At 67.8% G+C, this 22,387-nt stretch carries 15 protein-coding genes; 9 read left to right on the plus strand and 6 right to left on the minus strand.

Annotated features, from left to right (window positions below; translation table 11 throughout):
- Positions 1-104: 104 nt before the first annotated feature.
- Positions 105-659: a single-stranded DNA-binding protein gene (gene ssb / locus QHG62_RS14945; RefSeq protein WP_281146425.1), complete on the plus strand. Its 555-nt coding sequence runs from the start codon at positions 105-107 to the stop codon at positions 657-659.
- Between the two features lie 71 nt (positions 660-730).
- Here the strand turns inward: ssb and QHG62_RS14950 are convergent, their stop codons facing one another.
- The 5 genes from QHG62_RS14950 to QHG62_RS14970 form a co-directional block, all read right to left on the minus strand.
- Complete coding sequence (locus tag QHG62_RS14950) at positions 731-1,201, minus strand: hypothetical protein (protein WP_281146426.1); 471 nt, start codon at positions 1,199-1,201, stop codon at positions 731-733.
- 167 nt (positions 1,202-1,368) lie between these two features.
- Entirely contained in the window at positions 1,369-2,373 is a 1,005-nt protein-coding gene (locus QHG62_RS14955; protein ID WP_281146427.1) for a Csu type fimbrial protein, read from the minus strand.
- Positions 2,370-4,688, minus strand: coding sequence for a fimbria/pilus outer membrane usher protein (locus tag QHG62_RS14960; RefSeq protein ID WP_281146428.1), 2,319 nt, complete (start codon positions 4,686-4,688; stop codon positions 2,370-2,372). Before QHG62_RS14960 ends, QHG62_RS14955 begins: the two co-directional genes overlap by 4 nt.
- 40 nt (positions 4,689-4,728) lie before the next feature.
- Complete coding sequence (locus tag QHG62_RS14965; protein ID WP_281146429.1) at positions 4,729-5,457, minus strand: fimbrial biogenesis chaperone; 729 nt, start codon at positions 5,455-5,457, stop codon at positions 4,729-4,731.
- A gap of 10 nt (positions 5,458-5,467) precedes the next feature.
- On the minus strand, positions 5,468-5,980 hold the full coding sequence (locus QHG62_RS14970) for a Csu type fimbrial protein (RefSeq protein ID WP_281146430.1): 513 nt from the start codon (positions 5,978-5,980) through the stop codon (positions 5,468-5,470).
- 250 nt (positions 5,981-6,230) lie between these two features.
- On the opposite strand from QHG62_RS14970, the gene QHG62_RS14975 reads away from it, so the two are divergent.
- A complete protein-coding gene (locus tag QHG62_RS14975) occupies positions 6,231-8,252 on the plus strand; it encodes a sensor histidine kinase (RefSeq protein ID WP_432445530.1) in 2,022 nt (673 codons plus the stop codon).
- Here QHG62_RS14975 and QHG62_RS14980 read toward each other — a convergent pair.
- A complete protein-coding gene (locus QHG62_RS14980; RefSeq protein WP_281146431.1) occupies positions 8,249-8,962 on the minus strand; it encodes a YebC/PmpR family DNA-binding transcriptional regulator in 714 nt (237 codons plus the stop codon). The two genes, QHG62_RS14975 and QHG62_RS14980, sit on opposite strands and share 4 nt — an antisense overlap.
- Before the next feature lie 339 nt (positions 8,963-9,301).
- Here QHG62_RS14980 and QHG62_RS14985 point away from each other — a divergent pair, with 339 nt between their 5' ends.
- From QHG62_RS14985 to QHG62_RS15015, 7 genes are all read left to right on the plus strand, one after another.
- Positions 9,302-9,682: a helicase SNF2 gene (locus tag QHG62_RS14985; RefSeq protein WP_281146432.1), complete on the plus strand. Its 381-nt coding sequence runs from the start codon at positions 9,302-9,304 to the stop codon at positions 9,680-9,682.
- 154 nt (positions 9,683-9,836) lie between these two features.
- Positions 9,837-10,964, plus strand: coding sequence for a VWA domain-containing protein (locus tag QHG62_RS14990; RefSeq protein WP_281146433.1), 1,128 nt, complete (start codon positions 9,837-9,839; stop codon positions 10,962-10,964).
- The gene (locus tag QHG62_RS14995; protein WP_281146434.1) at positions 10,964-13,033 is read left to right on the plus strand and encodes an SWIM zinc finger family protein; all 2,070 of its coding nucleotides are present in this window, start codon (positions 10,964-10,966) and stop codon (positions 13,031-13,033) included. Before QHG62_RS14990 ends, QHG62_RS14995 begins: the two co-directional genes overlap by 1 nt.
- Positions 13,034-13,127: 94 nt before the next feature.
- Complete coding sequence (locus tag QHG62_RS15000) at positions 13,128-16,955, plus strand: DUF4132 domain-containing protein (RefSeq protein ID WP_281146435.1); 3,828 nt, start codon at positions 13,128-13,130, stop codon at positions 16,953-16,955.
- A 43-nt stretch (positions 16,956-16,998) separates the two neighbouring features.
- Positions 16,999-18,120 carry an ATP-binding protein gene (locus QHG62_RS15005; protein WP_281146436.1) on the plus strand — a complete coding sequence of 374 codons (1,122 nt, stop codon included), beginning with the start codon at positions 16,999-17,001 and terminating at the stop codon, positions 18,118-18,120.
- On the plus strand, positions 18,078-20,696 hold the full coding sequence (locus QHG62_RS15010; RefSeq protein ID WP_281146437.1) for a DUF5682 family protein: 2,619 nt from the start codon (positions 18,078-18,080) through the stop codon (positions 20,694-20,696). Before QHG62_RS15005 ends, QHG62_RS15010 begins: the two co-directional genes overlap by 43 nt.
- Entirely contained in the window at positions 20,693-22,375 is a 1,683-nt protein-coding gene (locus QHG62_RS15015; RefSeq protein ID WP_281146438.1) for an FxLYD domain-containing protein, read from the plus strand. The genes QHG62_RS15010 and QHG62_RS15015 overlap by 4 nt, the downstream gene beginning before the upstream one ends.
- Positions 22,376-22,387: the final 12 nt, after the last annotated feature.

A 22,387-nucleotide genomic window follows, 5' to 3' on the forward strand; every position in this document is an offset into this window, starting at 1 on the left:
GAACGCTCATTCTGGCATCCGGCGGGGATGCCGGCGGCTGCCTGGGGCACAATCGAGGGTTCCTTTCAACCTCCTCCTCCATCTACTTATCAGGGGCAGTGCATATGGCATCGGTCAATAAAGTCATCGTCGTCGGCAACCTGGGGCGCGACCCCGAAATGCGTACCTTCCCGAGCGGCGACCAGGTCGCGAACGTCACCGTGGCAACCACCGATCGCTGGAAAGACAAGCAAAGCGGCGAAATGCGCGAAGCCACCGAGTGGCACCGCATCGTTTTCAACGGCCGCCTGGCCGAAATTGCCGGCCAATACCTGCGCAAGGGCTCGCAGGTGTATGTCGAAGGTAGCCTGCGCACGCGCAAGTGGACCGACAAGGACGGCATCGAAAAATACACCACCGAAATCCGCGCCGACCAGATGCAGATGCTGGGCAGCCGCCAAGGCCAGGGCGGCCCGTCGGGCGGCCCGGAGGACGATGGCGGCTATTCGCAGGGCGGCGGCGGTGGCGGCTACTCGCAAGGTGGCGGTGGCGGCGGCGGCGGCGGTTATGCCCCCCGTGCGCCCGCCGCAGCACCGCGCGCTCCGGCAGCGGCACCGCGCCAGGCACCGGCCAAGTCGTCGTCGGGCTTCGACGACATGGACGACGATATTCCGTTCTGAGATCGTTTCGCCGGAATTTGCCGATCGAAAGCCTGCAGTCCATCGCTGCAGGCTTTTTTTATGGAGTGGGGTCAGTAGGTCACCGTCACCCGCATCGCATTGCTTCCGTCCCCTGCCGGGGCGGTGGCTTGCGACGGAGCGGAGCCCGAAGTCGCCGCCATCGCACCGACGACGCCTTGCCAGGCGGACGCGAGGCTGTCGCGGCCATCGGCCTCGTTCCCGGCCACCATGAGCCTTGTTTCGCCGATCTTGTCGAACCGGTACTCGCGGCCCTTGATGACCACCGACTTCATGTTGGTCCAGACGCGGTATTCATGGCCACCCTTGACGGGCGTGACCTCGAGCACCTTGAAGGTCGGCAGGACGACCATCGTCACGCTGAAGCGGGCCGTCGAACTGTTCATGCCATGCGTCGTCTCCGCCGAACTGAGCCGCAGCGGCAGCGGCAGCAACAGCAGCAGCATGCCGACGGCGGCCAATGGCGGCGCCACTCGCGTCGGGCGCAGGGCAGTTGCACCTGCAGCGGACATGTTTCCGGACATTGGAGCTCCTCCTCTCGTCGCAACCTGGTGGAGGGCGTCGCATTGACGCCCTGTCCAGGTTTATCGGCAGAGTCTCGGGAAAATGAAGGCCGTGCGCGCCATTCTTTACCCATAACCTGCCAATGGCTAGCAGGTTTTTTCCGGACCGGAGCGCCCGCAGGCGCCGCTCAGTAGGTGACGCTGACCGTCACGACGTCGCGGTAGCTGTCGGGCCGTACGTTGGTGCTTGCACCCAGAACGCGGCCGTACAAGGTGAGCACTTGTGCGAAGCCGTTGCCTGTGCCTGCAACGGTATTGGCCGCAATGCTGCCCCAGGCGTTGGTACGGCCCGTGTTGCGATAGAGACGGTATGGCACCGTGTCCGTGTTGCCGGGTACGCCGCCTGTCGGCGCCATGGCCCCGACACCCGCCGTCGAGCCGCTCGACGGGGTCAGAGCTACCGTGTATGCGGTAGGCGTCGTGCAGATAACGCTGATCGTGCTGGTCTGGTCCTGGTCGGCTTGGCCCGGCAGGCCATTGACGGTGCCGAAGTTCAGCGGATCGGCCGTCACCAGGCAGCTCTTGGAAACGGTTGCGGTGACCAGGAACGCGAAGTTGTCCGCCATCGAGGTGTTGCACGTCGCCGGCGTGGCATTTGTGCTCGACGAGAGCGTGATCGAGGTGTGGATGCCGCCGAAGTTGTCCTGGTAGGCGCCCGGAGGCACTGTGCTTTGCAAGGCAAGCAGTTCCCCGCGCATGGTGGCGCTTCCCCCCCTGCTCGACCGGGCCGGAATGTTCAGCGTGACGACGAAGGGGTTCGGCACCGCTGCGTTGCCGTTCGAACCCCAGATGGTGCTGCTCGCTGCCTGGTAGAGCTGGAACTTCAAGCTGTTCGTACCGCTCTTCATGATGCGCGGATTGAAGTTGGTCAAGCCTTCGTCGCCATCGCCGATGTTGAAGCAGACCCTGGCGAACTCGGCGTTGTTGCCGGTGTTGTTGCAGGTGTAGGTCAGCGTTGCGTTGGCCGAAGGCGGCGCGGTCCCGTCGACCAGGTCGACCGTGCCGAAAGCCACGTTGGACATGTTCGCGGTGCAAGTGACCGCCGCCTGCGCGCTGCCCGCGGGCAGCCACCACAGGAATGCGCAGAGCAGCGGCAGGCCGAGGGCCTTCAAGGAGCGGTTCAGAAAGCTCATGGCGTCTTGGTTTCCTTGGCACAGCGCAGCGGCCCGATCTGCGGAATCCCGGCGCCGTCCTTGCGATAGTCGAAGCTCGCGCGGCAGCGGCCGGCGGGCGTCTGTACCTCGAGGGTGTTGCGGGGCTGGAGCGTTTCGAGGTACACCGCGCCGTCGAAGCCGACCAGCGCGGGATCGCTGCCTTGCGAGTTGGCGCGCACACGGCTGCCCAGCGGCAGGGGCTTGCCTTCCTCATCCACCAGGATGAGCGCGGCCGCGCTGATGGGCGTGATGCCGAATCGCACCAGCGTGCCGGCGCGGTCGCTCGGCGTGGCAACCGTCTTGACGCGCTCGATCCTCACGTCGGCCGGCAATTGCATCGGGTCGATGGACAGCTGGTTGTTCTGGTAGGCGCTGAGCGGTGCCACCAGCAGCATGCCGTTGGGGTCAGTGGTGCCGATGTCCCGGTTCTCCAGCCTCACCGGCACGCCGGCGATCCCGTCGGTGGAGACCAGCGCGAAGGCGTCGTCGATGCGGCGCGCCGCAAAAGTCTGGCCGCCCATGAACACGACCGAGCCCGTAGCGCCGGCATAGGCGTAGCGGCTGTCGCCAAGCACGCTGATGCCGGCCATGGCGCGGCCGTAGCGGCCCAGGTATTCGATCTCGGCCTGGCCGCCGTTCTGGCCACCGCCCTGGCGCAGGCCGGCGCGCCAGCCGATGCCGCCCTCGCCCGGCGTGGAGCTCTGCGCATCGGCGGTGTAGATATTGCGGTCGCGCTCGCGCTGGAGGCCGGCGCTGGCCGTGACGTTGCCATCCAGCGCCCAAGTGAACCCGACGAACAGGCTGCGCTCGCGGCGGTCGTCCAGGTTCTGGTTCAGGCTGACGTTCACCGAGGCGTTGCGGCCCACGGCCCTGAACCAGTAGACGCTTGCCAGGCGCGTTGCCTGCTGCGCGGGATAGCGTAGGTAAAGGTAGCTGAGGCCGAAGCTGCCGAAGTTGCCGGTGGTGTAGCCGATCGAGGCCCGGCCCGAGCCGCGCGGCGGCGGGCCGCCGTACAGCGATGCCACATCGCGGTACTCGCCGCGCGTGCGGGTGCCTTCGACGGCAAAGTTGAATTGGTTGTCGCGCCAGCTGTAGCCCAGGTTGGCCAGCGAGCCCTGCTCGCCGCCGTAGCTGCTGTGCGCCACGGCGCCCGAGACCACGCCGCTTTGGCCGAGCAGCCATGCACCGCCGACGCCGCCCTTCACCAGGCCGCGAGTCGCCTCGCCATGCGCCTCCAGAGTGAAGCTGTTGCTCACACCGTAGCGCCACGTGCCGGATGCAGCGGCGTCGTTGCCGTAGTCGAAGGAGCGCAGGCCGTAGCTCTTGCGCACCATGCCCAGGTCTACGGACCAGTCGGACAGGCCCTCCTGCAGCAGCCGCTGGGTGTCGTAGAGCGAAAAATCCAGCGTGGTGGCGCGGCCGAAGGCGTCGGTCAGCACCACCTGCGCGTTGCCGGCGCCATTGATGCTCGGCACCGTCTTGAGCTGGAAAGGCCCGGCCGGCACCTGGCCCGAGTATTGGCGCAGGCCGTTGATGTAGAGCTCCACCTGCGAGGGCAGCGTGGCCGAGCCCAAAAACGCCGGAAGGGGGGTGGTGGTGCGATACGGCTGCAGCGCAAAGTTGCGCGAAAGCTGGATGCCGCCGATGCGGGTGGAGCGCGACCACGGCAGCGACGCCGTGGTGGTGTCGCCCACGCGAAGCGTGAGCATGTCATCGGGGAACGACCGGCTCCAGGTGGTGTCGAGCCGAACCGAGTCATGCTTCCAGCCTTCCCCGCCGATGCGGGAGGCGCGCGACATCATCGTGTTGCTGAGCACCGCGCTGCCGCTGAAGGCGCGCAGCTCCGTCAGCGCATTGAAGCTGGACGTATTGCCGCGGCCTTGCGTGCCGTAGAGGTCGTAGTTGAGCAGCAGGCCGCGCGACGAGCTGGCGCTTTGCGCGGTGATCATCGAGGTGTCGACCACGGTCGTGGGCAGGCGCAGCACATCGGGGGTGGCCATGATGGAGACGCGCTGGGTTGCCGCGTCGTATTCGACCTGCACGCCCGGAAGGCTCTTGATCTGAACGGGGTCGGCCACGCCGGCCGGCAGAATGAAGCCCAGTTGCCGCAGGGTGTCGGCGCCGGCCCAGAGATCTTTGCCGCGCAGGCCGAAGTGCACCAGGCCCTGGGGGTTGCCGTTGAGACTGAGCTCCAGGTAAAGGTCGGTGCCGCCGGTGCCGGCGAGGTTTTCTTCCGCAGACGCGGCCACCAGCGCGCTGGACACGGCTGCAACGTTCTGCGCCTGGGCGGCCAAGGACGCCAGACCGGAAAGAAGCAACAGTGGCAGCAGGCGCTTAGCGGACGCGTTGGAGCGGCGGGATGTTTTCCTGCGTCGCGTTGCCATTGATCTTCGTTTCCAGAACGCCCCCGAGGGCGAATGTTTCTGTGGATGTCTTCAGTGGCCAGCGCATGCGCGCGCCGGGCAAGACATAGCCCATCAGTCCGGCATGCACGGGAGTGCGGCGGCCGACGGTGTCGACAAAATCCAGGTCGGCCAGTTGCGCGTGCATGCCGCCGTTGTTGGCGACTTCGAGCACTGCCTGGCCGTCTTCCCTGCGAAGCGACCATGTGAGCTGGGGTGCGGGCGACTGCGCGCCCGCGGCCGCGATGAAGATGGGCACCGAATAGCGCAGCACCAGCTGCAGGCCCTTCTTTTCCTTCATCTCGACCGGCAGCTCATCGATGATGACCCGGTACGAGCCCTCGACCGTCCCGGCGGGAACGCCGGTGCGGATGACGCGGATCAGTTGCCGCGCGGACGGGTCAAGCTGCACCATCGGCGGACTTACGAGAAGTTCGCGCGAGGGCGTCAGCTTTTCGGCGCCGTTTTCCTGCGTCCACTGATAGACACGGACCTGGGCGTGCACCACCGTCTCGCCGGTGTTGCTGAGCCAAAGGCCATCCGCGTTCTGGGTGGCCTGGAGCGTCAGCGTGACCGGGGAAACCTGCAGCCCGCTCGCCGCGGCGAACGCGTGCGCCAAGGCGAGCGCGAGGGCGGCGGTGTAACGGAGCAAGTGGTGCACGGGGAGTCGATCAGTAGTTGACCGTGACGGTCACGGTGTCGGAGTAGGAGTCAGGCGTCACGTTGGCGTTGGCGACCGTGGCAAACACCGGGATCGACTGCGCCGCGCCAGTGCCGGTGCCGGCCACGCCGTTGCCCACTGCGGTGGGGGTGGCGGTGCTGCCCCAGATCGGGCCCGTGCCGCTCACCGAGCGGAGTTGGTAGGCAACCGTGTCCGTATTGGTGGCCGGCACGGACGACTTCATCACACCGGCGCCCGAGGTGTTGGTGTTCGAAGGCATCAGGCCCACGTTGTAGGGCGTCGTCTTGGAACATGTAACGCTGATGTTGCTGGAAGCAACCAGGCCGGTGGCCGACGAGTTGACCGTGCCGAAGTCGATGTTGGAGGCGTTGCCTGCCGTGACCGAGCAGGCCTTGGCGACCGTGATCAGAACTTGGAAGGTGGAAGTGCTCTGGGCGGCCATCACAGCGCTGGTGGCCGTGATTGCGAGGACGGAGGCGAGGAGGAGGGAAGGTTTTTTCATGGTAGATGCCAACAGTTGTGAAGAAAACGACGGGAGAACGGGTGCGGATGGTGCCGTCTATTGTCGTGGATGAATAGTAGAATAGTTCACAGAATTGCACATTTAGTTGCAATGCGTCGGAAGTATTTAACAACTTCCGTTACATCTCGGACGTCCCGAAAAGACGCGCGTGGTGCCGAAAACGTAAACAACAGTCCGGAACGCGGACAAAATGTTGCCAATTCGACTTTGAGGACACGTCGGTGCGTCAATGAGCTCCGCATTTCCGCGCCGGCTGCGTGCGCGCTTCCTCGAAAGCTTTTCCAGATACCGTTTCGCTTCGTTCTGGGCGAACGCGGTGCTGGTCGTCTCCCTGGCGCTGCTGGTGATCATGGCGGCGTACTTCAGCGCGGCCGGTATCGAGCACGAATCGGCCGTCCTGCACATGGCGCGCGCCGAGTGGCAGGAAGAGGACGCGGCTGCGCCGGGCTTTCGCCCGATGCCCTTCGCCGTGGACAGCAGGGCGCTGCCGGCCGCCTGGCAGCCCGTCGAACTGCCCCTGGCGCTGCCTGTTGCCTTGCTGCGCCAGGCCGATGGCAGCGCTTCGGCAGCCGCAACCCGCACGACATGGCTGCGGCTTTCCGCGCGCGACGTGCCCGCCACCTCGGCGCCGCTTGCGCTGTACGGTGCGCGCATCAAGACGGACGGCCCGATCGCGGTGTACGCCAACGGCCGGCTGGCGTACCGGGCGCAAGTGCAGGGCCTGTTGTGGAACAGCACGCGCACGCCGCTGTGGGTATTGCTGGGCAAGACGCCCGATGGCGCGCCGCTGGACGAGATCCTGCTTCGGATCGAGCACAAACGAAGCGTGCAGGTGGCGGTGTCGTCGCTGTGGCTGGGCCCCGTCGAGGCGCTGGAAGTCCGATACCGGATGCGCCAGTGGCTCCAGCAAGACCTGCCGGCCATGCTCAGCGCAGCGTTCATGGCCGTGGGCGTGTTTGCCCTTTTCGTGTGGTTCAAGCGCAGCCATGAAACCGGCTACCTGCTTTTCTTCAACCTGGCGACCACGTCTTTCCTGCGCGGCCTCCACTTCTATGTGAGCGTTCCGGTTGCCAACGACTGGTTTGCCTGGCTGACGGTCAACTCCCTGTTCTGGCTGGTCGCGGTGGTGCACTTTGCGCTGCGCCAGCTGCATGGCCGGCCGCTCAGGTGGCTGACCTTCGGGGTGGTGGCCTGGACTGTGCTGATCGGCATGCTGACGCTGCCGGGGCCGGCCATATTGAGAAACACCCCGCAGGTCACGCCGTTGATCTACATCGGCGCGGCACTGATGGGCGTGGCCGTTGCACTGGTGGGCGGCGTCAGCGCATGGCGCCGCTCCAGCGAAGGGCGGCTGGTGGCGGTGGGCATCGGCATGTGCGTGCTGCTGGGGGTGTCAGACTGGCTGCTGCAGAACAACTTCGTCAGCCCCGAGGGCTGGTACCTCGGGGCGTACACCAACGCAGTCACCTTCAGCGTCTTCGGGGTGCTGATGTACCGGCGCTACGTCAGCGCCATTGCCGAGGTGGAGCGGGTCAACGCCGGCCTGGCCGAGCGCCTGCGCGCGCGAGAAGCCGAGCTCGAGCTCAGCCACCAGCGGCTGCGGGAGGTCGAGAAGCTGCAGACCATCAGCGACGAGCGACAGCGCCTGATGCAGGACATGCATGACGGCCTGGGTTCGTCGCTCATCAGCGCCATCCACTCGGTGGAAAGCGGCGGCATGAGCGACGACAAGGTGTCGCAGCTGCTGAAGAGCTGCCTGGACGACCTGAAGCTGACCATCGACTCGATGGAGCCGCTCGAAGACGACTTGCTGCTGCTGCTGGCCACGCTGCGCTATCGGCTGGGTCCCCGGCTCGAGAGTTCGGGCGTTGCCCTGCAGTGGAACGTGCAGGAGCTTCCCGCGCTGGACTGGCTCGACCCGACCAGCGCCCTGCACATCCTGCGCATCGTCCAGGAGAGCATCGCCAACATATTGCGCCACACCCGCGCAAGCGAGATACGCGTGGCCACCGCGGCCGACGCTGCAGGCGTGCAAGTGACCATCGAAGACAACGGCCAGGGCTTTCAGGTGGAAAAGACAATGACTGAAGCCAAGGGGCGCGGCATGCAGAACCAGCAGCGCCGGGCGCAATTGGTGGGAGGCAGGGTCTCGTGGCGCTCCGGGCCGGAGGGCACGCTCTTCACGCTGTGGCTGCCGCTCAAGCGCGGTGGGCCGGCTGGCCCGGCAAATCCAGACCCGGCCGTGGCTTAGCCCGCCAGACCCACAAAAACGTTCTGCACGTCGTCGTTCGCGTCGATGGCCGCCAGGAATACTTCGACCTCTTCCAGGTGCTCGGCGCTCAGGCTGGCGGGATCGACGGGGTTCTTGGGCTTGTAGCCCAGCTTGGCCGACAGCACGGCAAAGCCCTGCGCCGGCAGCGCGCGGCTCACCAGGTCGAGGTCGGTCGGGTCCGTCAGAAACACCGTGGCGCCGTTTTCGCCGGCCGGCTCGAAGTCTTGCGCGCCTGCTTCGATGGCGGCCGTTTCGGCGTCGGCATCCGGCCGCGAAGGCTCGGCTTCGATCATGCCCACGTGGTCGAAGTCCCACGACACCGAGCCCGAAGTGCCCAGCTGGCCCTTGCGGAACAGCACGCGCATTTCAGGCGCGGTGCGGTTCACGTTGTCCGTGAGGCACTCGACCATCACGGGCACCTGGTGCGGCGCAAAGCCTTCGTAGATCACGTGTTCGAAATGCACCGCCTCGCCCGTGAGCCCGGCGCCCTTCTTGATGGCGCGGTCCAGCGTGTCCTTGGGCATCGAGACCTTGCGGGCCTGCTCCACCACCAGCCGCAGCCGCGCATTCGAGGCTGGATCGGCGCCGCTGCGTGCGGCGATCATGATTTCCTTGGCCAGCTTTCCGAACAGGCGGCCCTTGGCATTGGCGGCCAGATCCTTGTGCTTTGCTTTCCACTGTGCGCCCATGCTGATGTTCCTGTGTGTTGTGTGTACGGCGTTGCTGGACAGCCGGTTGGGGCGACTACTTTAGCCGGAGCCCGCAGGCAGCGATTTTCTTCCAGGCAGCTCAGGTCTTGTGCCTCCTGGCGCCGCCATTGTTTCCGTTCTGTGAACGCCGAGGTTCCTTTTGATGAGGGTTTTTACTTAGAGAACGGCGCACAATTCATCTCACAGACCGGCCACCAAGCCGATCTGGGTGAACAGGGCCCCGAGCGAGGTGGCCGCCCCCCGAAGGGACGGTGACCCACCCAAGACCGGTTCGAAATCATCCAAAGTCAAAACTGAACTGAATTGAAGGAAATCAAAATGAACGCCTCGAAGATCCTCTCCGCCGTCGCTGTTGCCCTCATGGCCGTTGCCGGTGCCGCCCACGCCGAAACCTATGAAGGCGTGCATCAACTGACCTCGGCCGCCAGCCGCGCCGAAGTCGCCAACCAGGCCGTGGTTGCCGCGCACAGCGCCAACCCCTATGCCACCGGCGCCAATGCAGGCCCGGCCCAAGTGTTCGTTTCGTCGACCAGCCGTGATGCAGTCCGTGCCGACGCCGTTGCAGCCGCCCGCAGCGCCGATCCGTACGCCGAAGGCGCTTCCGCCGGCGTGGCACCCATCGTGGCCAGCACGGTGGACCGCGCCACGGTGCGTGCCGCAGCCCGCGCCGCCGCTCGCGGCGACTCGCTGCCGCTGTAATCCTCGGCGAGCGCTCGCTCCAGAAGCCGGCCATGCGAAAGCATGGGCCGGCTTTTTCTTTTCTGCCTTGGCGTACTTGGCCGTCTGATAAGCTGCCTGCGCTCCTCTCTTCCCTGACCGTTTCCTTCCACCTGTCCTTGCGAATGCATTGCGCATGTCGTCCGAAGAAACCCTGCGCCGCTGGCGCCTGATCCTCGGCCGCTATGCGGCGCAACCCCTGTCGCAGACGCAGTTCTCGGCGGGCGACTGGAAGCTCGACCAGGCCCTCGAATACCTCTACGGCCGCGAATACGAAGGCCGCGGCCTGGCCAGGCCGAGCGGCGGGCCGGGTTCGCTCGACCCGAGCCAGTTACGCGCCGTCGACTGGCTCAACCGCTCGCGAAGTCTCTTTCCCCAAGAGGTGTTCGAGCGCATGCAGACGCAGGCGATCGACCGCTACCAGCTGACCGACCTGCTCTCCGACCCGGCGGTGCTGCGCTCGCTCGACGCCACGCCCGGCCTCGCCAAGGCGCTGCTCGGCATGCGCGGGCGGCTCTCGGGCCAGATGCGCGACGCGGTCCGCGAGGTAATCCAGAAAACCGTCGACGAGATCACGCGCAAGCTCAGGAACGACTTTGTCAACGCGCTCGTCGGGCGGCGCAACCGCATGCGGCGCTCGCACATCAAGAGCGCGCAGAACTTCGATGCGCGCGCCACCATCGCGGCCAACCTGAAGCACTACGACGTGGAGCGCAAGCAGCTCGTCATCGAGCATCCGCGCTTCAACGCGCGCGTGAAGCGCAACCTGCCCTGGGACGTGGTGCTTTGCGTCGACCAGAGCGGCTCGATGATGGATTCGGTGATCTACAGCGCCGTTATTGCCGGCATCATGAGCTCGCTGCCCGCGGTGCGTGTGAAGCTGGTGGTGTTCGACACCAGCGTGGTCGATCTCACGCACCTGGCGCACGATCCGGTCGAGGTGCTGCTCACGGTGCAGCTCGGCGGCGGCACCGACATCGGCCGTGCGGTGGCGTATTGCGAGTCGCTGGTGGGCAACCCGCAGCGCACCGTGTTCGCTCTCATCAGCGACTTCATGGAAGGCGCCGCGCCCGGGCCGCTCCTGGCCGCGGTGCAACGCATGGCGCAGGCGCGCGTCAAGCAGCTCGGGCTGGCCGCGCTCGACGAATCGGCCAACCCCATGTACGACCGCCAAATGGCGCAGCGCCTGGCCGACAAGGGCATGCATGTGGCTGCCCTCACGCCCACGCATTTCGCGCAGTGGCTCGCGGAAGTGATGAACTGATGGCCTGGTACGACGGCTACCGCGCCCACGACGACGACACCCTGGCCACGCTCGCCAACCCCGGCCTGCTCCGGCGCGCCGCAAAGGATGTGGAGGCGGGCAAGGTCGCATGGGCGGAGCAGGGCGCCGAGGGAGGCGTGGTGGCGGCCGACGGCCAGCGCGTGCAACTCGATGCGCGTGGCCCGCAGCAGGCGCGCTGCGACTGTCCGGCTCCGGGCATCTGCAAGCACATACTCGGCGCGGCGCTGTGGCTGCGGGCGTTGGAGCCGGCGGCTTCGGGCATCGCAGCCGGAGCGCCCTCGCCCGAGCAGGAAGACAGACAGGCGCCGCCCTTTGCCGACCCGCTCGCGGAAATCCTCGCGCTCGATGCCGCGGCACTTTTCAAGGCCGCGGGTGCGGCGGCCGTGCGGCGTGCCGCGGCAGCTGCCAGCAGCGTCGTCGAATGGCGGGTGCAGGGCGGCACCCTCGTCGTGGACTTGCCCGAGCTCGGCGCCTCCTGTCGCTGGGTGGCGGGCGCGGGCTATACGGGCATGGTGTCCGAGGTACCTGCCGCGGAGCGCAAGGCGGTCCACCTGATTGCCGTTGCCGCGCTGCGCAGCGCGCACGGGCAGCCCCTCGCATGGCCCGAGGGCGCGCGGCCCGCACCGGTCGCAGACATCGCGCGCCTCGGCGAGCGGGAGCGCGCGTTCCTGCTGCAGGTCGAATCGATGCTGGAAGAACTGCTGACGGGCGGCCTCTCGCATGTGAGCGAGCTGACGTCGGCGCGCCTCCTGGCACTCAACATGTCCGCGCGCGGCGAGGGCTTGCCGCGCCTGGCGGCCTTGCTGCGAAACCTCGGCGGCACGGTCGACCTGCTGGTGCGGCGCGACCACCGCGCCGAGGAGCGCGACGCCTTCGCGCTCATGGCGCGCATCCATGCGCTGTGCGCGGCGCTCGCGCGGGCCGAGGGCGAGCTCGCCGTGGCATTGCGCGGCCGGCTCAAGCGCGACTTCGACGAATCGGCCGCCCTCGACCTGCTGCCGCTCGGTGCCCACTGGTGGCAGACGCGCGGCGGCGCGCGGGGGCTCACCGTCGCGTTCTGGGACCTGGCCGGTGCGCGCGTGCTGCAGGCCTCGCTGGCCCGCCCCGACGGCAGCGACACGGCCTTCACTTGCAGCGGCGCATGGTCCGCGAACGCGTTGTGGTCCGGCGCGGGTGCCGCGCAAAGCGTGTGCGAAGCCGCCCTGCGCCTCGAGCAACCCCGCCTCGCCGAAGACGGCCGCCTGGCGGTCGGCGGCGCCACCCGTGCCCAGCCCCTGCCTGCGTGGGCGGCCGACGATCCGCGACTGAAGTCGATCGGCTGCGGCAACTGGTCCGAACTCGGCGAGCGCCTGCGCGGCGCCACCGGCCTTGCGGCCGAGCCTTTCGATGCGGTGCTGCTGCGGCCCGCGGACACGCGCCCTCCGGTGCTTGACGAAGCACAGCAGCGCCTCGACTGGCTGGTGCAGGACGACGAGGGCCAATGGCTGCGGCTTGGCATCCCCATCGGTCCGGAGCACCGGCAGCGCGTCGACAACCTCGACCGCCTCACCGCGCGCCGCGCGCCGGTGCATGCGGTGCTGGTGCGCATCGAGCGCGCCGCCGCCAGCACCGAACTCATGCCCATCGCTGTGCTGAGCAGCAATGCGAAGAAGGCGCTGCAGGCGGTGTCGCTCGACTTTGCCGGCGAGGCCGCGCGCACCACGTCGCTGGCCAACCGCATCCTGCGCATGTTCGAGGCGCGGCAGCAACAACGGCAGGCGGCGCCCGTGGGTGCGCCCACGCTCGCGGCGCGCCTGCTCGCGCCCGTGACCGAGGTGGCCGAGACGCAGGCCGCCACAGGGCGCATGGCATTGACCGTGGCGCAGCGGCAGCGCCTGCACGAGGCACTCGACCGCGCGAGCTCGGTCGGCCTGGAGGTGCTGTCGAGTGCGCTGCGCATGCACCTTGCCGCGCCGGCCGCGGTGCCGTTGCTGAAGCTGGGTTTTCTGTGCCAGTTGCTTGGCGAACTCGACGGCTTGCCGGAGCAAAGGAAAGCACAGCCGGCTTAGAACCTTTGGCTTCGGTTGCCTCTGCAGGCCGCGAGTTGGCCGAAGCGTCACGTCCAACTGCCAAAATCAGTGCCCAGGAGAACGAGGAGAACGCATGGGATTTCTGGACAAGATCTTGGGCGCCGTCACGGGCGGCGCCGGCACCGCAGCCGCCAACGGCTTGACGCGCGAGCAGGCGCAGCTGTTGAAGCAGGCCTTCGAGCCGCTCGAAAAAGCAGGCAAGGAACTGCCCGACAAGGCGGCCGCGTTCCTGGTCGACGGCACGCAGGAAACCGTGCTGCTCGACCTGCAGGCGGCCAGGTCCTTCGAGCCCGGGCAACTGCTCGGAGCGCCCGGCCGCCTGCGCTGGGGTTACAGCAACTACCAGAACAAGCCGCTGGAGAAAATCGGCAACCAGAGCCTCGAGCAGCGCGGCCGCTTCTACGCCAGCGTGGATGCCGGTGCGCCTCCGCTCGATGTGCTGGTGCGGCTGGGCAAGGTGCTCGCGGCGGCCGACGGCGGACAGTCGCTCGAGCACCCCGGCGCGCCGGTGCCGGAGTGGCTTCAGTACCTCGTCAACGACGCGGTGTTCGCGAGCTTCAACAAGAGCAGCTCCAGCAATGCCGCCGAACGCGATCTCGCCAAGCACCGGCCCGCGTGGAACGTGCATCTCATTGCAGCCCTGCTTGCGCACGAAGGGCTCGATCCGCATATCGCCCTGCAAGAGGTCTTCGAGCGCAAGGGACTGGACAGCTGGTACCACGACCGGCTCGACGGCCTGGTCGAGGCCCCTGCGGTGGCCGACTACATGCGAAGCCAGCGCGACGCGACCGAGGCGCTGCCTGCGAAGCTGTCGGCCGCGGGCCGCGTTCTGCTGGCCAGGCGCATCGGCAAGGACAAGGCGCTCTTGAACGACTTTGCGCCGCTGTTCGTGCGCCTGGCGATCGACGGCAGCAAGACGGTGCGCGCCGAGGCGACACCGCACCTCGAAGGCATTGCCGAGGCGCAGCGGCTCGAACTCCTGGGGCAGCTGCTGAAGGACGGCGACACCACCCAGCGCACGCAGGCCGCCGAGCTGCTTGCGCGCCTGCCGGGCGACGCGGCGCGCGCGCTGCTTGCCACGGCCGCAGAAACCGAGACCAGCAAGGCCGTGCAGCAGGCCATCCGCTCGGCCATGTCGCGGCTCGACGCCGCGGGCGACGCGGGCGAGCTCGAATTGCCCGAGCCGCCGGCCTGGCAGCCCTTCGAGGACATTCCGCTCGGCGAAGAGGCGGTGCAACTGCTCATCGCCAACCGCATCGAGCTGCTCGAGAAAAACCGCATCGCCGCCGAGGCCGAGATCGAGGAGAACAAGGCCTCCATGCAGACCTACAGGTACAAGTGGCGCCAGGACAACTACGCCGCCCACAAGAAGCTCACCGACGAGGACATGCGCGTGGCCGTGCGCGTGCTCAACGGACAGGGCAGCAAGCACGACCAGAATCGCGTGAAGAACGGCCAACTGCACCAGGTGGTGGGCTTCGGCAATCGCCTGCAGTCGATGCCCGGGTTCGGTATGCCGCACCTGATCCGCTGGCTGGCCGTGTCGCGCCACTGGACCAGCTTCTGGTTCGACGACGGCTTTCACAAGTGGCTCGGGCGCCAGCCCGTGGGCTCGGTCGACCTGCGCGCGCTGGCCGAGTTGCTCCAGCGCTCCGGCATGTCGATCGACGATGTGGCCCACACCGCGCTCTACCAGTACTGGAACCAGCCTACGGCGGTCGAGGTGTTGCCCGCCGACCGCGTGTGGCCCTTCTTCGCGGAGCACCCCGAGTACATCGACGAAGGCCTGGGCCTCATTGCGCCGCCAAAGCGCGAAGGCCGCCAGACCCAGCTCGACCTGAACGCCACGCTGCGCACGCTGGCCGTCTTTCCGACCGTGCAGGCGCGCTGGCTGCCGCGGGTGATGGAACTGGCGCTCGGCGAAGGCAAGACGCACCGCGCAGCCGCTCAGAAGGCGCTGTCGATGCTGCCCGACATCGGCCGGCGCGTGGTCGAGTCGCTCGGCTCCACCAAGAGCGAGGTGCGCATCGAGGCCGCCAACTGGCTGGCCGAGCTCAAGTACGCCGATGCCGTGCCCGCCATCACCAAGGCGCTCGAGAAGGAAACCCGCGAGACCGTGCGCGCGGCCTATCTCACGGCGCTCGAAGCGCTGGGCGACGACATCTCCGCGCGGCTTGCGCCCGCCATTCTTCTGGCCGAAGCGAAGAAGGGCCTGAAGGCCAAGCCCCCTGCGGGCCTTGCGTGGTTCTCCCTCGATGCACTGCCCGCCTGCAAATGGCTGGACGGCAGCGCGGTAGAACCCGAGATCGTGCGCTGGTGGGTGGTGCTCGCCTGCAAGCTCAAGGAGCCGGGCGGCAACGCGCTGCTCACGCGCTACCTCGGCCTGCTCGACGCAGCCAGCCGCCAGGCCGTCGGCAGCCTGGTGCTGCGCCAGTTCATTGCGCAGGACACGCGCCACCCCACGCTCGATGAAGGCATTGCGCATGCCAACGCTCATGCGCCGCAGCGCTACCAGGGCAACCAGCAGCGCTACCAGAACGCGAAGGCCGAGCACAAGCAGTACTACGAAGCCGACTTCCAGAAGACGCAGGATCAGGTCTTCGAAGAGTGCAAGCGCGAGAAGATGAGCGAATACCTCGGCAGCGCGATCGGCGAAAAAGGCATTCTTGCCCTGACGGCCCACACGCCGGGGCACGAGGTCGTCACGCTGCTGCAGCAGTACATGCGCGACCACTACCAGCGCCGCTCGCAGATCGAAGCCATGCTCGAAGGCGTGGCGCCGGGCAACGACCCAGTGGTGATCCAGCTGCTGCTGGGCATCTCGCGCCGCTACCGCACCGCCTCGGTCCAGGAGAAGGCGCGCGCGCTGGTGCAGCAGATTGCCGACCGCAACAGCTGGACGCAGGACCAACTGGCCGACCGCACCATTCCCACCGCGGGCCTGGACGACACCGGCAAGCTCGAACTCGCATACGGCGACCGCATCTTCACCATGGTGCTCGACGCCGCGATGAAGCCCGAGCTGCGCAACCCCGAGGGCAAGATCGTCAAGGCGCTGCCCGAGCCGCGCCAGAACGACGACCCCGCGCTCATCAAGGACGCGAAGGCCCAGTTCTCGACCAGCAAGAAAGAGCTCAAGCAGGTCATCGACCTGCAGACCGCGCGGCTGTTCGAGGCCATGTGCACGGGCCGTGTCTGGCCGCAGAGCGAGTGGCGCGAATACCTGCACCGGCACCCGATTGCCGGACGGCTGATACAGCGGCTCGTGTGGCTCGAGCTCGACGCGGAAGGCGCGGTGCGCGGCAGCTTCCGCCCCACCGAGGACGGCAGCCTGATCGACACGGAGGACGACGAGGTCGACCTTGCGGCCGACAGCCAACTGCGCCTGGGCCATGCCTCTCTGGTGGACGAGGCCACGGCCGCCGCGTGGAACAAGCACTTCAAGGACTACAAGCTGGTGCCGCTCTTCGCGCAGATGACGCGCAAGCCGCCGGCCGTGGCGTTCACCGACGGCAAGGGACAGCCGGTGAGCGAGATCAACGACCGGCTGGGCTGGATCAGCGACACCTTCACGCTGCGCGGCAGCTTTGCCAAGCTCGGCTACCAGCGCGCGCAGGCCGAGGACGGCGGCTTCTTCTACCAGTACACCAAGGAGTTCTCGTCGGCCGGCGTACGGGTGGCCATCGAGTTCTCGGGCAACACCCTGCCGGAGGAGAACGTGCCCGCGGCGCTCAAGACACTGGGCTTCGAGGACATGAAGACCCGCGGCTACGGCGACCGTGCGCTGCCGCTGTCGAGCGTGCCGCCGGTGCTGCTGGCCGAGGCCTATGCCGACTACCTGGCCATTGCCCAGGCCTGCGCCGGGTTCGACGCGGGCTGGGAAAAGAAGATGCCGTGGTAAGCCCGCCGCGCCGACACACAGAAGAACCAGCAGCAACACCATCATGAGCACCGGCACATCACCGTCTTCTTCCCCCGCGACCCAGGCCGTGCGCCTCGCCCCCGAGGCGCGCTATGCGGACGAGCTTGCGCGCCTGCATGCGGCCGACACCGATGCGCGGCCCACCGGATGGAAGCTCTCGCCGCGCGCGGTGCGGCGCTTCATCCTCGGCGACGAGAAGCTGCAGGTGAGCCGCAAGTTCTACGGCGACGATCCGCTGGTGGACCGCGCCATCGTCACGCTCATGGGCCACCAGGGCCTGATGCTGGTGGGCGAGCCGGGCACCGCGAAGTCGCTGCTCTCGGAACTGCTCGCGGCCGCCATCAGCGGCGATTCGGGGCTCACCGTACAGGGCACGGCGGGCACCACGGAAGACCACATCAAGTACAGCTGGAATTACGCGCTGCTGCTGGCCGAGGGGCCGAGCCAGCGCGCGCTGGTGCCTTCTCCGCTCTACCAGGCCATGCGCGCGGGCAAGCTGGTGCGCTTCGAGGAAATCACGCGCTGCCCGCCCGAGATCCAGGACGTGCTGATTTCGTTGATGAGCGACAAGCAGCTCATGATTCCGGAGCTGGGCGACGATGCCCGGCTCTATGCACAGCGCGGCTTCAACATCATTGCCACGGCCAACCTGCGCGACCGCGGCGTGCACGAGATGTCGTCCGCGCTCAAGCGCCGCTTCAACTTCGAAACGGTAAAGCCCATCCGCGACCATTCGTTCGAGGTCGAGCTGGTGATGGCCCAGTTGAAGCGCGAACTCGACGGCGGCGGCGAATCGCCGGTCGAGGTGCCGCGCGACGTGGTGGCGCTGCTGGTCACCACCTTCCAGGAACTCCGCGCGGGCCAGACGCAGGACGGCACCGCCATCAAGGGTCTCGATGCCGTGATGTCCACCGCCGAGGCCGTGAACGTGGCTTATGCGGCGGCCCTGCAGGCGCGCCATTTCAACGGCGGCCAGCTCACAGCGCGCGAGATCGCAGGCCAGCTGCAAGGCGTGGTTCTGAAGGACAGCACCGACGATGTCAAGCGCGTGCGCCATTACTTCGACACGGTGGTGCGCGAACGCGGCAAGCGCGACGCGCAATGGAAGACCTTTCACGACGCGGCGCGCGCGCTGTGGCAGTAGCTGCGGAAGCCGGCAGCGTTCTGCCTGCGGCGCTGGAGGCCGCGCGCGGCCGGCTGTTCGGCGAGGATGGCGAGGGCCTGTTCTTCGTGCCCGTGAGGCACCACAGCCCGGCCTGCGCATTCGCATTGAGGGCGCTGCTGCGCGAGATCAGGCCGGCGGCTGTGCTGGTCGAAGGACCGGACGACCTGAACGCCCTGCTGCCGCTGCTGCAGCACGCACGGACCACGGCTCCCGTTGCATGGCTGTGCCAGAGCACCCGGCAGGTGCCGGTCGACGACCCCGACTCGGAAGAGAAGACGCGCACGGAATCGCGCGCGTCGTTCTTTCCGTTTTGCGACTACAGCCCCGAGTGGATTGCCGTGCGCGAAGGCGCGGCGCTCGGCGCACGCCTGGGGCTGATCGATCTTCCCTGGAGCGACAAGGCCTGGCATCGCCGCGAAAGCGATCAGGGTGAGGGCGACCCGAGTGACGGCGATGCACGCGACGCAGCGCGCAGCCTGATGGAAGAGCGCCATTTCGCACACAGCCGCTACCTGAACGCCATGGCCGCCCAGCTCGGCTGCGTCGACCACCAGGAGCTGTGGGACCGGCTGTTCGAACTGCGCACGTCGGCCGCTCTCGGCGACTGGCGCGCCTTCTTCTCCGACGTGTTCAGCTGGTGCGCGATGGCGCGGCTCGACTACGAGCCCGAGGTGCTCGAGGCCGAGCTGAGCCTGCCGCGGGAGCGCCACATGGCGGCGCACATCCGCCGCTGGCGCAACGAGGTCGAGGGGCCGATCGTGGTCGTCACCGGCGGCTTCCACACGCTCGAACTGGTCAACCGGTGGCAGAAGGCCAAGCCTTCGAAGGCGCCCGCCGGCAAGGACGCACCGGACAACGCATGGCTGATCCGCTACAGCTTCGAGCGGCTCGACGCGCTCAACGGCTATGCCTCGGGCATGCCATCGCCCGGCTACTACCAGCAGGTGTGGGAGCGCCTTGAAGCCGGCGATGCCGACCCGTTTACCGCGGTGGCGCTCGACAGCCTCACCCGCTTTGCGCGCCAGACGCGCGCGCAGGACCATGCCGATGCGGTGTCCACCGCGCTCGTGCAGGCCGCCGCCGCGCAGGCCATGCGGCTTGCGGCGCTGCGCGGCAATGCCGGTCCCGGCCGGCAGGACCTGCTCGATGCGATCCGCTCCTGCTTCATCAAGGGCGCCATCGACGAAGGCACACGCGGCTTTATCGCCGACCTGCGCAACTTCTTGAGCGGCACGCGCATCGGCGACGTGCCGCCTTCGGCAGGCTCGCCGCCGCTGATCGAGGATGCGCGCAGGCTCGCCCGCCAGGCCGGCGTGCGGCTGGACGACAGCACCGCGCGCGTGGCGCGGCTGGACCTTTATCGCAAGCCTTCGCACCGCGAGCGCAGCCGTTTCTTCCATGCCATGGCGTACCTCGACACGGGGCTGGGCACCTGGCTCGCGGGGCCGGATTTTCTTGGCAACAGCCGATTGCACCTGCTGTTCGAAGAGTGGCGCGCCGCCTGGTCGCCGCTGGTGGAGGCCCGGCTCATCGAGCTGGCGGCCGAAGGCGCAAGCGTGGAGGCCGTCTGCATGGCCAAGCTGCGCAAGGAAGAGGCTGCGCTGTCCGACCAGGGCCGCGGGCGCAGCGCCAGTGCCGCCGTGGCGCTGTTGATGCGCGCCTGCCTGGTCGGTCTGCAGTCGCGCCTTCCCCAGCTGCTCTCGATGCTGTCCACGCACCTCGACGAAGATGCCTCGCTCGGCTCGGTGGTCGAGTGCGGGCACCGGCTCGTCACGCTCTGGCGTGCGCGGGAGCCGCTGGGCGTGCAGCAGCATCCGCAGCTGCGAAGCCTGCTGGAGCGGGTGTGGCCCGCGGCGCTGTTCCTGCTGCCCGATGTGGGCGGTTGCCCTGAAGAGGGCGAGGCGGGCGCGGTGAAGCAGCTGCTTTCGCTGCGCGAGCTCGGGCGCCTGCTGGCCTCGCTGCAAGCCGAACTGGAGGAAGCCGGCGACGGTGCCGTCGACCTCGACCTGCTGCGGACGCAGCTCGAACGATTCGCGACCGGTGCATCGGCCGCGCCCGCCGTGGCCGGCGCTGCTTCGGCCCTGCTGTACCTTGACGGGCACTGGGACGAGAACGCGCTCGACACCGTGGTGCGCCAGCGCTTCGGCGCGGGCGCAGAGCCGCGCGAAGCGGTGCGTTTTCTGAACGGGGTGATGGCCGCGGCGCCTGAACTGCTGCTGCGCCTGCCCGCGCTGCTCGAGGGCCTCGACGGCCTGGTGCAGGGTTGGGACGCCGAAGCCTTCGTGGCGCATCTGCCCGATCTGCGGCAGGCCTTCACGCGCCTGAAGCCGCAAGAGACGTCGGACCTGGCCGGCCGCGTTGCCGCGCTGCACGGCATGGGCGAAGCAGAGGGCCAGGCGCTCTACCAGATGCACTACGAAACCACCGAACAAGACCTGCACGAAGGCGCACAGCTGCAGCTCGCGCTGGCCGAGTGCATGCGCCGCGACGGCCTTGCCGCGTGGCTGGCCGCCCCAGAGCACAAGAAGAACAACAACGTCGAAAGCGGGTCATGACCATCGATCTCCAGACGCTCAAGTGCGGCGAATGCGGCAGCAGCGCGCTCAAGCGCACCGGCCTGAACCAGTACGCCTGCCAGCATTGCGGCTCGGTAACGCTGGTGGAGGACAACGTTTCCGACCGGCTCGACCGTGTGCTCGAACAGGTCAAGAACGAGGCCGGGCGCCGGCTCGCGGCCGACGAGGCGCAGCGGCGCAAGGCCATGCTGCGCAATGCCGGCATCGGCATGGCCGTCGTGGCGGTTGTGCTGCTGGTGAGCGCGGTGATCGGAATGCTGTCCGGCCCACGGCCATCGACAAACGCCCCCGCGGCGCGGCCCGTGGTTGCGCCGCCTGTCGACCGGACCATTCCGACGGAAGGCCTGAAGCTCGGCGAGCCGCGTCAGGTGCTGGTGGGCGGCGGCAGCTCGGCCGTGCCCAAGCTGCTGGTAGTGGCGCGCAACGAAACCGGCAAGCCGCTCGCACGCGCCGGCATCAAGGCCGTGTACTACGACGGCGACAACCGCGTAGAAGAGCGCACCGAGACGCTGCCGATCTCCGTGCTGGAGCCGGGCGAGACTGCGCCAGTCCTGATCGACATGCCGAATGGCAAGAACGTCACGCGCCAGGAATTGAGCGTGCAGAAGCTGGCAGAACCGTACAAGGCCGCGCAGGGCGAGCGCATGACCTTTGCGCGCGTGCGGCTGGTGCAGCAGGCCGATCGGGTGCGGCTGGTGGGCCGCATCGTCAACGCACGCAAGGATGCGGCCATGCTCTCCGGCATCGACGTGCTGGCCACGCTGTACGACGATGCGGGGCAGGTAATCGGCTTGGGCCGCGGCTATGCGCAAGCCAACGAGCTCAAGCCCGGCGCGCCGACCTCGGTGGACCTGAGCATTGCCCGCTTCGGCCGTGCGGCGGCCATTGCGGCCTGGGACTACCGCATCGGCTACAACACCGTCGATGCCGGCGGCTCGCGCACCGCGGTGCTCAACGCCGAGCGGGTGGTGCGCGCCGTGGGGGCGCCGGAAAGCTTCAACCCCGACCTGCGCCTGAGCACCGAAGACCTGCTGGCCGAGGACAGCGAGCGCTTCGATGCGAATCAGCTGGAGTTGCTGCCGCTGGTGGCGGGGCGCAGCAACATCCAGCGGCCGCTGTTCCTGACCGAGCTGGTGAACCGAAGCGCCGACGCGGTGGTGGTGGCGCCGGGCGGCGTGATCTCGCGCTTCGGCGGCAGCAAGGCCGACGGCACCACCGCCATTGCGGGGCTGGCCTACCTGTACCCGGGCGATCGGTTTCCCATAGTGCTGGAGCCGAACGCCGTGGAGCGCATCACCCAGACCCGTGTCGAATGGAAGCCGATGCGCCGTGCCGCGCTGCCGGGCCCGCGCGCACCGCTGGAGGTGCGGGTCACGGGCACCAAGGCCGAGACCGGCAGCGTGCTGCTCAACTTCAGCCAGCGCTTCACTTACAAGAGCGTGGAGGTCACGGGCACGGTGAAGAACCCGGGCAACAACGTGGTCGGCAAGGTGCGCCTGTGGGTGAGCCTGCGCGACCGCAACGGGCAGCTCACCGGCTTCAAGCAGGTGCAGAACCTGCCGGCCATTGCGCCGGGCGAGAGCGTGCCGTTCCAGGTAGACGTGGAGCAGAACGGGCGGGATTTTGCGAGCGTTTCGACGCTATACCAAACCGAATAGCCCCGCCGAGGC

It is taken from the genome of Variovorax paradoxus (assembly GCF_029919115.1).
In the GTDB taxonomy this organism is placed as follows: domain Bacteria; phylum Pseudomonadota; class Gammaproteobacteria; order Burkholderiales; family Burkholderiaceae_C; genus Variovorax; species Variovorax paradoxus_O.

Excerpts from the sequence above, each read along its gene's own strand:
- ssb (WP_281146425.1), top strand. The coding sequence starts at position 105 with ATGGCATCGGTCAATAAAGTCATCGTCGTCGGCAACCTGGGGCGCGAC.
- QHG62_RS14950 (WP_281146426.1), bottom strand. The coding sequence starts at position 1,201 with ATGTCCGGAAACATGTCCGCTGCAGGTGCAACTGCCCTGCGCCCGACG.
- QHG62_RS14955 (WP_281146427.1), bottom strand. The coding sequence starts at position 2,373 with ATGAGCTTTCTGAACCGCTCCTTGAAGGCCCTCGGCCTGCCGCTGCTC.
- QHG62_RS14970 (WP_281146430.1), bottom strand. The coding sequence starts at position 5,980 with ATGAAAAAACCTTCCCTCCTCCTCGCCTCCGTCCTCGCAATCACGGCC.
- QHG62_RS14975 (WP_432445530.1), top strand. The coding sequence starts at position 6,231 with ATGAGCTCCGCATTTCCGCGCCGGCTGCGTGCGCGCTTCCTCGAAAGC.
- QHG62_RS14980 (WP_281146431.1), bottom strand. The coding sequence starts at position 8,962 with ATGGGCGCACAGTGGAAAGCAAAGCACAAGGATCTGGCCGCCAATGCC.
- QHG62_RS14985 (WP_281146432.1), top strand. The coding sequence starts at position 9,302 with ATGAACGCCTCGAAGATCCTCTCCGCCGTCGCTGTTGCCCTCATGGCC.
- QHG62_RS14990 (WP_281146433.1), top strand. The coding sequence starts at position 9,837 with ATGTCGTCCGAAGAAACCCTGCGCCGCTGGCGCCTGATCCTCGGCCGC.
- QHG62_RS14995 (WP_281146434.1), top strand. The coding sequence starts at position 10,964 with ATGGCCTGGTACGACGGCTACCGCGCCCACGACGACGACACCCTGGCC.
- QHG62_RS15000 (WP_281146435.1), top strand. The coding sequence starts at position 13,128 with ATGGGATTTCTGGACAAGATCTTGGGCGCCGTCACGGGCGGCGCCGGC.
- QHG62_RS15005 (WP_281146436.1), top strand. The coding sequence starts at position 16,999 with ATGAGCACCGGCACATCACCGTCTTCTTCCCCCGCGACCCAGGCCGTG.
- QHG62_RS15010 (WP_281146437.1), top strand. The coding sequence starts at position 18,078 with ATGGAAGACCTTTCACGACGCGGCGCGCGCGCTGTGGCAGTAGCTGCG.
- QHG62_RS15015 (WP_281146438.1), top strand. The coding sequence starts at position 20,693 with ATGACCATCGATCTCCAGACGCTCAAGTGCGGCGAATGCGGCAGCAGC.